At 63.8% G+C, this 14,240-nt stretch carries 8 protein-coding genes; 2 read left to right on the plus strand and 6 right to left on the minus strand.

The features are described 5' to 3' along the window. The coding region (locus GV818_RS33165) for a type VI lipase adapter Tla3 domain-containing protein (RefSeq protein WP_178125246.1) at positions 1–1,412 on the plus strand (1,412 nt) is incomplete at its 5' end. 119 nt (positions 1,413–1,531) lie between these two features. After that, positions 1,532–3,124: a type VI lipase adapter Tla3 domain-containing protein gene (locus tag GV818_RS33170; RefSeq protein WP_306108717.1), complete on the plus strand. Its 1,593-nt coding sequence runs from the start codon at positions 1,532–1,534 to the stop codon at positions 3,122–3,124. A 290-nt stretch (positions 3,125–3,414) separates the two neighbouring features. Here GV818_RS33170 and GV818_RS33175 read toward each other — a convergent pair whose 3' ends face one another. The 6 genes from GV818_RS33175 to capB all read right to left on the minus strand — a co-directional run bounded on the left by GV818_RS33175 (position 3,415) and on the right by capB (position 14,043). Further along, the gene (locus GV818_RS33175; RefSeq protein WP_161778685.1) at positions 3,415–4,056 is read right to left on the minus strand and encodes a glutathione S-transferase; all 642 of its coding nucleotides are present in this window, start codon (positions 4,054–4,056) and stop codon (positions 3,415–3,417) included. Then, a complete protein-coding gene (locus GV818_RS33180; RefSeq protein ID WP_161778686.1) occupies positions 4,053–7,697 on the minus strand; it encodes an AAA family ATPase in 3,645 nt (1,214 codons plus the stop codon). The genes GV818_RS33175 and GV818_RS33180 overlap by 4 nt, the downstream gene beginning before the upstream one ends. Beyond that, on the minus strand, positions 7,694–8,938 hold the full coding sequence (locus GV818_RS33185; protein WP_161760058.1) for an exonuclease SbcCD subunit D C-terminal domain-containing protein: 1,245 nt from the start codon (positions 8,936–8,938) through the stop codon (positions 7,694–7,696). The genes GV818_RS33180 and GV818_RS33185 overlap by 4 nt, the downstream gene beginning before the upstream one ends. Positions 8,939–9,129: 191 nt before the next feature. Then, positions 9,130–10,083 (minus strand): helix-turn-helix domain-containing protein, encoded by a 954-nt coding sequence (locus GV818_RS33190; RefSeq protein ID WP_161778687.1) that lies wholly within the window; start codon positions 10,081–10,083, stop codon positions 9,130–9,132. A gap of 99 nt (positions 10,084–10,182) precedes the next feature. After that, positions 10,183–12,273 carry a caprolactamase subunit alpha gene (gene capA, locus GV818_RS33195; protein WP_161778688.1) on the minus strand — a complete coding sequence of 697 codons (2,091 nt, stop codon included), beginning with the start codon at positions 12,271–12,273 and terminating at the stop codon, positions 10,183–10,185. Positions 12,274–12,297: 24 nt separating this feature from the next. After that, positions 12,298–14,043, minus strand: coding sequence for a caprolactamase subunit beta (capB, locus tag GV818_RS33200; protein ID WP_161778689.1), 1,746 nt, complete (start codon positions 14,041–14,043; stop codon positions 12,298–12,300). Positions 14,044–14,240: the final 197 nt, after the last annotated feature.

Genomic DNA, 14,240 nt, shown 5'->3' on the forward strand with positions numbered 1-14,240 from the left:
CCACTACTTCGCCTCGCTTGGAAACTTTGGATGTGCTCAGCATCGGCATGAGCCTGGATGTATTTCGGCAGGGGCAGACCTGGCAGGCTTTGCAAGAGCAGAGTGCGAAGCAAACGGAGTCACTGCATGTCGGCAGTATCCTGCCCATGGATCCAAAGAAGTACCCGGTAACTGCCAGTGATAAGGATATGGCTTGGGATAAACGCAAGGCGGATGCCTTGGAAATGGGATTGCGAGATTTTTTGGAAAAGTGGCCGATCCCCACCATCACTGTAGTAGGTGATTGGAGCCCTGAGACGCCGAATTTACGTTTTACGCCTGAAAGAACTCGGCGCAGTTTGTCGGTCATGGTTAATAACATGCGAACACCTGCTGGGCTGCATTGGCACCGTATTCGTAATTTCTCTGATGGAGTTGTCTGTAGTAATACCTCTGAGGAGTTGCTTGAAAAGCTTTTCCTAATATTCGAGCGTAATCCAGACTTGCCGGCAATATTGGTTTATAGCGCTGAAGGTCATAACATGACTTTTGCTCTTGCAAACAAGGATAAAAATACTTGGCCAATTGGTCAGGGAAATGGTCCTCGCTTACCTGACGAACTCACCGATTCAATGGTCGCCCTGGTCATCGGCCGCCCCGAGCGTGTCGAATGGCTGCGTTACTACGCACCCTTCACCAAGGTCAACAAGAACAAGATCGATCCCGAGTTCACCGGCTGGGGCTGGCGTAAACCGGCCGTGGAGTTCCAACCTTCAGAGTTCATCCCCCAGCCCTGGACCGAACGCGCCCTTGAGCAATGGGACGCCTTGCCGGTGCTGGCCCAGATCCATCGCCCGGTCACCGTTTCCCTGCAGCGCCCGGGCAACGGCGAACGTCTCAAGCGCGAAGCCCTGAGTGCGCAACTGGCCGCAGGTTGGAAAAAAGCCATCGACAGGATTGCACCAGCCCCGGCCCGGCTGTTCTACGACGGCGGTTTGAACAGCGTGCCACTGGCCGAACTGATGCCGGCCCTCACCATTGCCCATAGCGCCCTGGACCTGCTGGACTCCCGTGAAAGCTACGACCTGACCCAGCGCCTGGGCGATACCGGAGCTGCCTCACCCTTCGTCGGCATTGCCTTGGCCACCATGGCCAGTTACCAGAACGCCGACACCAGCGTGGTGATGCCCCTGCGTCGCAAGGACCAGGCAACGATCATTGCGGTCACCTCACCGACACCGGGGAAAAAACCGCTCGACAACAGGTTCGGCGTCAACCTGATGCCACAAACCGCCAGCACTGACACTAAGCAAGCCGCGCCCGCAAGCAAACCGGCAGCCCCTTCGTTGGCGAAGTTTGAGAACGACGATTACGCAATCGAAGAGTTCGTGGCCAGCCTGAAACCCAAGGGTGACTGGATGGATGATTTGTAAGCCTTGGCCCCAGCACGCCAACACCCGGACGGCAAATGCCGTCCGCTCAGGACAAACGGACAGAGATGGCCATGGATAGCATTCGATTCGGCGACTCCACCACTCAAGGCAGAACGGTGATGCGTTCGGTATTCAGCAGTTTTTCCATGGCTGGTTTGCTGTTGAGCAGTGGCGTGACTCTGGCCACAGAAGATCCGCTCACGCCTATTCGCTGCTTTGCCAGCCCGGCAACGCCTGTAGCTGCTTATCCTCTTGGCAAGAAGACGTCTGACATGTCAGCTGATACCCGCTACCGAGCTCCGACCACTTCGCCTCGATTGGAAACCCTGGATGTGCTCAGCATCGGCATGAGCCTGGATGTATTTCGGCAGGGGCAGACCTGGCAGGCTTTGCAAGAGCAGAGTGCGAAGCAAACGGAGTCACTGCATGTAGGCAGCGTTCTACCCATGGACCCGAAGAAGTATCCGGTGACTTCTGACGATAAAAACATGGCGTGGACTAAGCGCATTGCTGATGCATTGGAGCTGGGATTGCGGGACTTCATGGAGAAGTGGCCAATCCCCACTATCACAGTGGTTCGTGGTTGGGACCCACAAACGCCTAACTTGCGTTTTAGGCCCGAAAGAACACAGAAAATGTTAACCAATACGGTAAATAGTTACCGTACAGATTCGGGCTTGCACTGGCATCGGATTCGTAATGTGCAGGATGGCATTGTCTGTAATGACACTCCCGAAGTTTTGGTAGAAAACCTATTCCAACTATTCGAGCTCAATCCAGACCTTCCTGCAGTGCTGATTTATACCCTTGATGGCATCAATATGGCTGGCGCCCTATCAAGCAAAGATATTTCTTTGAAGTCGCTGGGAGCTGTCGCGGGCCCACGGCAACCTGACAAATTAACTGATGCAATGGTCGCCCTGGTCATCGGCCGCCCCGAGCGCGTCGAATGGCTGCGCTACTACGCCCCTTTTACCAAGGTCAACAAGAACAAGATCGATCCCGAGTTCACTGGCTGGGGTTGGCGTAAACCGGCCGTGGAGTTCCAACCTTCAGAGTTCATCCCTCAGCCCTGGACCGAACACGCCCTTGAGCAATGGGACGCTTTACCGGTGCTGGCCAAGATCCATCGCCCAATCACGGTGTCCCTGCAGCGCCCGGACAATGGCGAACGTCTCAAGCGCGAAGCCCTGAGTGCGCAACTGGCCGCAGGTTGGAAAAAAGCCATCGACGGGATTGCCCCAGCACCGGCCCGGTTGTTCTACGACGGCGGTTTGAACAGCGTGCCACTGGCCGAACTGATGCCGGCCCTCACCATTGCCCATAGCGCCCTGGACCTGCTGGACTCCCGTGAAAGCTACGACCTGACCCAGCGCCTGGGCGATACCGGAGCTGCCTCACCCTTCGTGGGCATTGCCTTGGCCACCATGGCCAGTTACCAGAACGCCGACACCAGCGTGGTGATGCCCCTGCGCCGCAAGGACCAGGCAACGATCATTGCGGTCACCTCACCGACACCGGGAAAAAAACCGCTCGACAACAGGTTCGGCGTCAACCTGATGCCACAAACCGCCAGCACTGACACTAAGCAACCCGCTCCCGCAAGCAAACCGACAGCCCCTTCGTTGGCGAAATTTGAGAACGACGATTACGCAATCGAAGAGTTCGTGGCCAGCCTGAAACCCAAGGGCGACTGGATGGATGATTTGTAAGCCTCGGCCCAACAGTTCGACAGCAGGTCCACCATCCACGACGGGGCCAGGAAGGTGATTGGCAAGAACCGGTGTTGATTGAAGGCGCAGCAGTGCGCGAACACATCATCGAATTGCAAGGCGGCCACTGTTGGCGCTGAGTTGAGCCGAGCCGGCAAACACCTACTGATTCGGGCGATTCGGTGATGTGGTTCTGGAGCAATTTGCCGGACAGTATCAGTGCTCAGCACATTGCTGATTTGTCCCGTCGTCGTTGGAACATTGAAGGGCTGTTTCAGCAGAACGGGTGCTCAAGGCTGCAAAACTGGAGAAGAAGCCTTAACCATCACCCGCCCAAACAACTCGGACTCAAGCCACTCCCGCAACCACCCCTGCAAGGCGCTATAGGGCGTCTGCGCAAACCACTGCCGATCCACGTGAGCAAACTGCCGAACAAATGGTAGCAACGCCATGTCCGCCAAGCTCGGATGTTCGGCCAGCAGATAGCGCCGCTCTTGCAGCAGGCCATCCAACCGAGCGAGAAATGCCTCGCCCTGGCTCCGGTAATGCGCCATGGGCGCTTCGGGATAACGCTCGGCGTACTTGTAGCGATTGAGGTGCACCTTGAACACCTGGTCATTCTCGGCAATCAAGGCCGCCATCTGCGCCTGGGCTTCAGGGGCGCCGCTGAGCCGCCAGTTCTGCGGATCATGCTGCTCCAGCGCCCAGTACATGATCTCCAGGCTCTCATCGATCACCCGCCCATCGATATCCAGCACCGGCACCGTGCCCTTGGCGGACAGCGCCAGCATCTCTGGCGGCTTGGCCTTGAGGCTGACTTCGACGATCCGCACCGGCACTTGGGCATAGCGCAAGGCCAGGCGGGCGCGCATGGCGTAGGGGCAGCGCCGGAACGAGTAAAGAGTCGCCAGCGGCGTTTCGATCAGGCTCATTTCACCTCCAGGGTGCTCAGGCCATTGCCCTGGCGGCTGACCTGGATCTGCACCGGAATCCGTTCGTGCATTTCCTGCACATGGGAAATCACCGCCACCTTGCGCCCCTGGGCCTGCAGGCCGTCGAGGGCGTCCATGGCCAGTTGCAGGGACTCGGGGTCGAGGCTGCCAAAACCTTCATCGATGAACAGCGATTCGATCTTCAGCGTGCTCGACGCCATGGACGCCAGCCCCAAGGCCAGGGCCAGGGACACCAGGAAGGTTTCACCGCCGGACAATGAATGCACCGAGCGCAGTTCATCGCCCATCTCGGTGTCCAGCACCAGCAGGCCGAGCATGCTGCCGCCGCGCTTGAGCCGGTAGCGCCGCACCAATTGGCGCAGCTGGGCGTTGGCGTGGTGCACCAGCAGGTCGAGGTTGTAGGCCTGGGCGATCTTGCGGAAGGTATCGCCGGTGGCCGAGCCGATCAGGGCGTTGAGCCGGGCCCAGCGCTGCCATTCGCCGTAGGCGTCGCTGATGCGCTGGCCCAGGGCCTGGTTGGCCTCTTGGCGACGCTGGTCCTCGCTTTGCCGGGCCCGCAGTTCCGCTACCTGCTGCTCGCTGGCCAGAGCGTGCTGCTGCAGGTCTGCGAGGGCCTGGGTCAGTTGCTCGGCCGCAAGGTTGCCGTTGTGCTGGGCCTGATGCTGTTCCAGGCGCTGCTGGCGCTCCTGCAATAGCACCTTGGCTTGCTCGATGGCCTTGTCGTTGGACTGCAGGCGTTGGCGCAGTTCTTGGATCTGCGGCTCGTCCAGCTCCAGCAGTTGCTGCAGGCCGGCGTCATCCAGTTCCGGGTGTCGTGCACGCCATTGTTCGATGCTGTCGGCCAGTTGCTGCAGTTCGCCTTCCAGGGCTTGCAGGCGTTCTTCCCGGGACTTGAGCTCGACGCTCAGTTGGATCAGTTGCTGATGCAGGGCTTGCAGTTGCTGCTGGGCCGTGGCCTGGGCGTTGCGCGCTTGCTCCACGGCTTGATCGAGCTGTTGCTGCCAGCGCTCGGCGCTGGAGTGGGGGCCCAGGAGTTTGCTGAGTGTCGCCTGGCAGGCCTGCTGTTGTTCGCTCAGGGTGCTGAATTGCTGCTGGGCGTCCGTCAGCTGCTGCTGGCGGGTGAGCTGGCGGTCCTGCTCTTTCTCCAGCAGCTGTTGGCGTTGCTGTTGTTCTTCGGCCTCGTCCTGATGTGCTTGCAGCTGTTCGATGCGTTGCAGCACCTGCTGGTCCAGTTGCATGAAGGTGGTGGCCGGGTCGGCGCGCAGGCCGTCGAGCAGCGTGCCGGGCAACAGCTGGCTGAAGCTGGCCAGTTCCTCGTCCAGGCGCTGGCGGTCGGCGCTCAGTTGTTGCTGCTGTTGTTGCAGGTGCTGGGTTGCTTGTTGGCTGCTTTCAACTGCCTGCTGCAACTGCTGCTGAAGGCGCGCAGCGTCCTTTTGCAGGGTCAGCAGGGCGCCCTGGCGGCTTTCGTCCTGGCCGATGCTCTGTTGCAACTGCTCCAGTTGCTGGCGTAGCCAGGCATCGCGCTTGGGCGGCTCCTGGTCCAGCAGGCTGGCGCTCAGCGGGTGAGCTTGCAGGCTCGGTGCCAGGGCCTGCTGCTGACTGGCCAGTTGCTCCTGCTGCTGAAGGAACTCCTTCTGTTGGGCGATCAGGCCCTGTACCTGGGCCCGCAGTTCGTTGAGTTGTTCCTTGAGGCTGTCCACCGCCTTGCGGGCGTTGGCTTCTTCGTCCTGGTCGTGGCGACCCAGGCTCTGCAGCAGCGCTTCGGGCTGGTGATAGGGGTGCTCGACACTGCCGCACACCGGGCACGGTTGATCGTCCTGCAACTGCTCGCGCAGTTCCTCGACACTGGCACTGCGGGCCAGCCGCTGACGCTCCAACAGCGCCTGGGTGACGCTCAGGGTCTGTTCGGCCAGTGCCAGCTCGGCCTTGGCGTGCAGGCCGACCTTGTTCAGTTCCTCGCGCTGGGTCGCGGCCGTCCGTTGTTTGTCCTGTAGGGCCTGGCTGCGCTGTTCCAGCTCCTGTTGCTGGGTCCACAGCCGTAGCAGTTCCTCGACCGCGCGCTGTTGCTTGCGGTTGTCCTGGAGCAGTGTGCCCAGCAGTTCGATCTGTTCGGCTACGGCCTGGGGTTCGGCACCGGCTTCGCTGTAGAGCAGTTCCAGGTGCGCGCGCTGTTCGCTCAATTGTTCGGCGGCGGCGTTGGCGCGTTGTTCCAGGCCCGGCAGTTCGGCCTGGCCCTGGTTCAGCCGGTTGCCGACCAGCATCAGTTGCTGCAGGCGTTCACGGTAGGCGTTCCAGGCCTCGCTCAAGGGGGCGAGGGCGGCGCTGTGCTGCAGTTGCCCGGCAATCTGCTCCAGGCGCTCGGCCACCAGGCGCTGCTTCTCCTGCAGTTCCTGGATGCCTTGCTGGCCTTGGGCGCTGGCGTGTTCGGCACGCTCACGCTGTTCGCTGGCCTGGGCCAGGCTCTGCGCCAGGCGGGTCAGGTTGCCCTGTTCGGCAAAGGCTTCGCGCAGCAGCGGGACGCTGTCGCGGTGCTGGTCCTGGGCCTGGGTCAAGGCGCTGCCGGCGTCCAGCAGTTGCTGTTGCAGTGGCTCCTGGCGTTGCTGGAGTTCGGTTTGCTGGTGCGCTTGCTGTTGGATCTGCTGGCGCAACGGCGCAACCGATTGCTCCAGTTCAGCCTGACGCAGGAACTGGTGACGCTGTGGCGCGAGTTGTTCCAGGCGTTGCAGGCGCAGGCGCTCCGGGGCCAGGGCTTGCGCCTGTTGCTCGGCCACTTGCAACTGTTCGGCGGCACTCTGCTGCGCCTCCTGCCACTGGCGCAGTTCCTTGAGCCAGCTGTGCTGCGCCTCAAGTTGCTTGAGCTGCGCCTGCTGGCTCTTGAGCTGCTGCTGGGCCTCGCTGAAGTGTTGGTCCAGCTCGGCCCGGGCCTCGGGCTCCAGGGGCATGATGCCGCTGGCCTGGGCCTTGAGCTCCTTGTGAACGTCCTCGGCTTCCTTGCTCTTGCTGTAGGCGCGGCGCCCCAGCTGGCTATAGATCGAGGTGTTGGTGAGCTTCTCCAGCAGTTCGCTGCGTTCTTTGTCATCGGCCTTGAGGAACGCGCTGAACTCGCTCTGGGCCAGCATCACCGCGCGGGTGAATTGCTCGAAATTGAGGCCCAGGCGCGCTTCGATCAGTTGCTTGTATTCGCTCTTGCTCTGGTTGCTCAGCAACTGCTCGCTGTCCAGGTCGCTGAGGTTCTGCCGGCTGGCCTGCAGTTTACCGTTGGCCTTGTCCCGGGCGCGGTTGGCTTCCCAGCGCGCGCGGTAGCGGCGGCCGTCGATGCCGACGAAATCCACCTCGGCGTAACCGCTGCCGGTGCCCCGGCGCAGCAGGGTGCGCGGGTCACTGGTAAGGATCTCACTGTCGATTTCCGGGACCTTGGTTTCCCGGCCGATGTTGTTCAGCCGCGGCACCGCGCCGAACAGCGCCAGGCACAAGGCGTCGAGCAGGGTGCTCTTGCCGGCGCCGGTGGGCCCGGTGATGGCGAACAACCCGGCACTGGCCAGGGGCTCGGCAGTGAAGTCGATCTCGAAGGGGCCGGCCAGGGAGGCCAGGTTCTTCAGGCGGATGGCCAGGATCTTCATGGCTGTTCCCCTTCTTGTTGAACGTCCTGCAACAGCAGGGCGAAGTCCTTGAGGGTGGCTTCGTCCACCTCGCTGGCGTAGCTGTCGCGCCAGGCCCGGCGGAACAGTTCTTCGGGACTCAGCTGGTCCAGTTCGATCAGCTCGGTGCCGCTGTCCTCGCCATCGCGACTGCCGTTACCGGCGTATTCGGCGGCGATCCGCACCAGGCGCACGGCCTTGCCTTGCAGAACACTTTCCACTTGCTGGCGCAGGTCCGGCTGCGGCTCGTCCAGGCGTATCCGCACCTCCAGCCAGGGCTGGCGCTGCTCCTCGGCCAGCAGGTCGATGTCCGGCAGCTCGCCAAGTTGCGTGAGAATCTCGCCCAAGGGGGCCGGGCCCACGCGCTGCAGGTTGACGGCCCGGGGAATCAGTCGCGGCTCCACACTGACCAGGGTTTCACCGTCCAGGCGCACATCGAGGATCTGGTGCTGATAGTTGATCTCGGAAAACGACAGCGGGATCGGCGAGCCGCTGTAGCGGATGCGCTCCTCGCCATTGACCTTCTGCGGCTTGTGCAGGTGCCCCAGGGCCACGTAGCTGACGTCCGCGCTGAACAGGCTGGCGGGCAGGGCCTCGGCGTTGCCGATGATCAGGCTGCGCTCGGAATCTTCGGAAATCGAGCCGCCGGCCATGTGCGCATGGCTTATCGCTACCAACGCCTGGCCCGGCTGGCGCTTGGCGTTAGCGGCGGCGATCAGCCATTCATGGACCTGGGCGATGCCCTTGAGGTAGTCGTCGCCCAGTTGCGCGCCGGTGACCTCTGCCGGCCGCAGGAACGGCAGCGCCAGGCACCAGCCGGCAATCGCGCCGCTGGCATCGGGCAGCGGCAGCAGCAGGCGCTCGGCGTCCAGCTGGCCGTCATCCAGCCACAGCACCCGGCCCAGGGCATGGGTGCGCAAGCGGCGCATCAGCGGCGCGGGCAGTTCGATGCGCGAGCCGGAGTCGTGGTTGCCGGCGATCATCACGATGGTCAGGGCCGGCTGTTGCTCGTGGGCGCTGACGATGAAGTCATACAGCCGTTCCTGGGCTTTGACTGGCGGGTTGACGGTGTCGAAGATGTCGCCGGCGATCAGCAGCACATCCGGCTGCTCGTGTTTGAGCTGGCGCAGTAGCCACTCGAGAAAGCAGGCGTGTTCGAAGTCGCGTTCCTGGCCGTGGAGGTTCTGGCCCAGGTGCCAGTCGGAGGTGTGAAACAGACGCAAGGCAAACTCCGCATGAAAAGGGCTTGGCCGCACACAGGATGACAGCGGCGAAAGGGTACGGAGTTTACTGGCAAATACGACTTCATGCCTGGCGCTGTGGCAAATGCATCCGGGTCACCCCGGCACGCCAGCCTGGCATTGCCACTGCCGGGCCTGCAGGGGCCTGAGACGCAGCGCTCGTCGGTTGGCGTTCAGCCCCGGCCGTTGCGCATTTCGCTGGCGGTGCAGCCGTAATACCGGCGGAAATGCCGGGCGAACTGCGCCTGGTCGCTGAAGCCCCAGCGTGAGGCCAGTTCGCCGATGGACAGGCGGCAGTGCGGGTCGCGCAATTGCCGGTGCACTGCCGCCAGGCGTTGCTGGCGAATCCATTCGCCAAGGCTGCAGGGGTGGTCGGCGAAGAGCTTGTGCAGGTAGCGCAAGGAAATGCCGCAGGCTTCGGCAACCTGCCTGGGTGCCAGTTCTGCTGCGCCCAGGTGCTGTTCTACATAGGCTTCGATGCGTTGCAGGTGCAGGGCCGCGAGGTTCGAGGTTTCACTGTTCAGGACCCGCTCATCCTGGCGCAGGGTCAGCAGCAGGGTCGACAGCGCCTGCTCCAGCAGCATGTGCCGCGCCGCCGGGGCGCATTCATCAAAGCGGGCGGCGCACATCGCCAACTGGTCGGCGAAGATCCGTCCCAGGCCGCGCCGGGCATCGAAGCAGAAGCGGGTGTAGCGTTCGGCCCCGCGCAACTGGCCGTGCAGGGCCTGTTCCGGCAGCTTGAACACCCACAGGTCGTTGTCGCTGGCGTAGCGGAAGCGGTAGGGCGCATCGCCCCGTTCGAAGATGAAGCTGCCGGGCCGGCACTGCAGTTCGCGGCCGTCCTGCTCGAACAGCACCTCGTGGCGCCGGGGAATGGTCACCAGATAGCAGGCCTGGGCATCGTTGCTAACCTGTGCCTTGCTCCGTGAGTAACCCAGCCGACTGGAGCGCAGGCGGGACAGGGCGAGGGCGCTGCTGGGGGTTTCCCAGATCTGCAGGTTGCCCTGGAAGCGGCTGTCGGTGCCGAACTCCAGGGACAGGGGAAAGTAGGCGTTGCCAATGGCCTCGGCCCAGCGCGGCTGGCACTGGCTGTCGGACCAAGAGCGGGTGGAAAGCTGCTGAACCATGATCACGCCTGCCTGTTGTGTTTTTTATAGCCAGGACGGCACCGGGTGGTCAGCCACGGTGCCTGGGGTGGAACATCTTTGGGCAAAAGCCCGGGAGGGTCAATCGACAGGCGTCAGCCGGTAGCAGGCCGACGGCGCCAGGGTGGCTTGCCAGCCCGGCGGCACGACGATGTTGGTGGTGGCTTCCTCGATCACGCAGGGGCCTTGCAGCGTTTGCCCGGCCGGTAACTGCTCGCCGTGGTACACCGGCGTCGGTTGCCAGCCGCTGGCGTCGTTGAACAGCATCGGCCGCTGTTCCCGCGGCGTCGCCGCCTGCCGTTGCTGGGGAACCGGCAACTCTGGCATCGGCGGATGCTGCAGGCGGGCGATCACCGAGCATTCAAGGTTCACCAGCTCGATCGGGCTCTGCGGCTCACTGTAGGAAAACAACGCCTTGTGCCGGGTATGGAAGGCCTCGCGCAAGGCGGCGAGGCCGGCCTGATCCAGGCTGCTGCTGGCCAGTTCGACGCTGCATTCGTGGATCTGCCCCAAGTAGCGGATCTCCAGGTTGTATTGGGTATCGATCCGGTTGCCGTTGCTGAAACCGTCCTGGCGCAGGTTTTCCAGGCCCTGCTCGCGCAACTTCGCCAGGGTCTGGTTGAGCAGCGTCAGGTCCACATGCGCATCGTCCAGGCGCATGGGCAGGGTGGTCAGTTGGTCGTAGCGGATGTCCGAGAGAATCTGCCCGTAGGCGCACAACCCTGAGGCGACCTTGGGGATCAGCACCACCTGGCTGCCGATCTCCTCGGCCAGGCGGATCACGTGCATGCCCGCCGCGCCGCCGGCGCCGATCAGGGCGAACTGGCGCGGGTCGTAGCCGCGCTCCACTGACACCCGGCGGATGCCGCTGACCATGTTCAGGTTGACCAGGGTGATGATCCCCAGGGCCGCACGCTCGACGCTGATCCCCAGGGGCTCGGCGATCTTGCTGCGGATCGCCTCCAGGGCCGCCTGGCGCTGCAGGCGGATGCTGCCGCCCAGCAGCGCACCGTCCGCCAGGTAGCCCAGCGCCAGGTTGGCATCGGTCACCGTCGGTTCGCTGCCACCCTTGCCGTAGCACACCGGCCCGGGGTTGGCCCCGGCGCTGCGTGGGCCGACCTGGAGCATGCCGAAGGGGTCGAGGTAGGCAATGGAGCCGCCGCCGGCGCCCAGGGTTTCCACCTGGATCATCGGCACGCCGATGCGGTAGCGCAGAAAGTCACTGTCCTTGCTGAAGTTGGTGCGCCCGCCCTGGCTCAGGGTGATGTCGAAGGAGGTGCCGCCCATGTCCACGGTGATCACATTGTCGATACCGAACGGCCGGGCCACGCACAAGCCGGCCTGGGGCGCCGAGGCGGGGCCGGAGTTGATCGCGTTGACCGCCCGCTCACGCATGACCGCCCCGGGGGCCAAACCGCCGTTGGACTGGAAGTAGCGGGTCGGCTGCTGCGCACCAAGCTCCTCGAACAGGCTGTCGATGCGTTCGATGTAGCGGCCCATCACCGGGCTCAGGTAGGCGTTGACCACGGTGCTGGAGGTGCGGGTGTACTCGCGGATCTGCGGGAACACTTCATTGCCGGTGCAGACGAACACCTCTGGCAGGGCCGCGCGCACCAGCTGCGCCGCACGTTGTTCGTGGGCCGGGTTGCGCACCGACCAGACGAAGGAAATCGCCACCGCCTGGACCTGCTGTTGGCGAAAGTAATCGATGGCGCGCTGGATCGCCGCTTCGTCGAGGGGCGCGTGTTCGCGGCCGTCGCTGAGCATGCGCCCGCCGATGGGCCGGCGCAGGTGGCGCGGCACCAGCATGTGCGCCGGCGGGTAGCTGGCATCGTAGCGGTGGCCGTCTTCCTTGTGCCCGAGGCGGATCTCCAGGCTGTCTTCATGGCCGTCGGTGCACAGCAGTCCGACCTTGACCCCGGTTTTCTCGATCAGCGCGTTGAGGGCGACGGTGGTGCCGTTGATGCACAGGTCGCAGTCGCCAATGATCTGCGCCGGGCTGCGGCCGATGGCGTCGGCGATCTGCGCCAGGCCGTTGCGGATGGCCAGGGTGCCGTCCTGCGGGGTCGAGGGGGCCTTGAACAACTGCACGTTGCCGTTCTGGTCGGCGAGGATGAAGTCGGTGAAGGTGCCGCCGGCGTCGATGCCCAGGCGATAGTGTTGCTTGCTCATGAGTAAGGCTCCGTGGGCTCGGGTTCAGGGGCGGGCGCGCAGGGCGCGGGTGGCGTCGTGGTCGAGTTGGTCTGCGGCGTCGAATGCCACGCCGTAGTCCAGGCGCGCACCCTGTGCGGAAATCAGGCCGTTGCGCAGGTCTTCGGCGACTCGCGGCAGCGGCCGCTGGAACGGATCGCCATAACCGCCGCCGCCGGGGTTGAAGTTGATCACCCGTTCCCCGGGGTGCGCGGTCAGTTGCGCGTTGTGCTGGTAGGTCTGTTCCTGGCCATCGGCGCGGCGGTGGATCAGCCGCCCGAGCTTGGGCGCCAGCAGGCCGTTGCGTGCACCTGCAGCACCGGCGGTGGGCAGTTGCCGGCCTTCGCCGAAGCCGACCACGGTCATCGGGTGCTGCAGCGGTTCGATCTCGATGCAGGTGCCGGAGCCACCGCGAAACTGCCCGGCGCCGCCACTGTCGGTGATCAGGCTGTAGCGGTGGATGAGGATCGGGTAGGCGTATTCCAGCAACTCGATATCCCCGGACATCAGCGCGCCGAAGCAGCACAGCGGACCGCAGGCCGGCCAGCCGTCCATGGCCTGGTTGGCCCCGGCCCCGGAGATGATCGAAGCCAGGACCATGGTCACGTACTCGGCGTTGTCGTTGCGCGGGTCGTGCCCGGCGATGTTGATCCCGCTGGCGTGGCCCCAGGACGCGGTGACCCGTTCCGGTGCTGCCTGCTCCAGGGCCTGGCGCACCGCGTCGGCGAGGGTTTCCATGGGCGTGGTGGTGCTGTTGACGTGGGGCGCGGGCTCGCTGGCGTTGCACAGGGTGCCCGGGGCGCCGAGGTCGACGCTGATGCAGCGGTACAGGCCCTCGTTATAGGGCGGCGGCACCTGGGCGAACATCATCAGCCCCAGGTACACCCCGGATACCGAGTTGCCGGCGTAGGAATTGATGAAATAGGGCACCTGGGGCGGGCTGTCGATTCGCACATGGGCCTGGTCGCCGCTGATCCGCACCTCGGCGTTGATGGTCAACTGGCCCAGGCCGTGGCCTGCGTCCTCCAGCACCGCGCTGCCGTGGTAGACGCCGTCCGGCACCTCACGCAGCAGCGCGCGCATATGCCGGTCGGCCATGTCCTTGAGCTCATCGATGCAGGCGCGTACCTGTGCCACGCCGTAGCGTTCGAGCAGTTCCAGCAGATGCCGCTCACCGACGCTGCAAGCACCGTACTGGGCATTCAGGTCGCCTTCCTGGTAGGCCCGGGCACGCATGTTGGTCAGCAGCAGGTTGATCACGTCTTCCCGGCGCTGGCCCTCGGACCAGAGCTTGACCGGTGGAATCCGCAGGCCCTCGGCATAGATTTCCTTGGCATCCGGGTTGTAGCCGGCGGGCACCGGGCCGCCGATGTCGGTGAGGTGGCCCTTGCACACCGCCCAGAACACCAGTTCGCCCTGATAGAACACCGGCTTGTACATGCAGCAGTCGAGGATGTGGCTGCCCTGGTAGGCCGGGTCGTTGTGATAGATCACATCGCCTGCGCGGATGTCGTCGCCGAAGAACCCGGCCACGCACTTCATCGCCGGGATCAGCGAGCCGAGGTGGATCGGGATGTCCTGGCCCTGGAGGACCATTTCCGGCAGGTGGTCGAACAACGCGTTGGAGTAGTCGTGGGCCAGGTTGAAGACGCTGGAGCGGCCGGTTTTCTCCAGGGTCAGGGTCATTTCTCGCTGCGCGGTTTCCAGCGCCCCTCGCACCACGGCGAGGGTGATCGGATCTACTGTGCTCATGGCTCACCTGAGTTCTTGTTGTTCTCGGGGTGGGGCGCGGCGAATACCGGGCCCACGGCCTTAAGCTACGCGCAGGGCGCGGCACCTGGCTTGTCGCCAGGTGCAGGGCTTTTTGCGTTCTGGTGCACTGTCGCCACTGCTGAATGTGGGGGCACGCGCTGTAGGAGCTGGCTCGCCAGCGAAGAGGCCCGCAAGAT

This window comes from Pseudomonas sp. Fl4BN1 (genome assembly GCF_009908285.1).
GTDB lineage: Bacteria > Pseudomonadota > Gammaproteobacteria > Pseudomonadales > Pseudomonadaceae > Aquipseudomonas.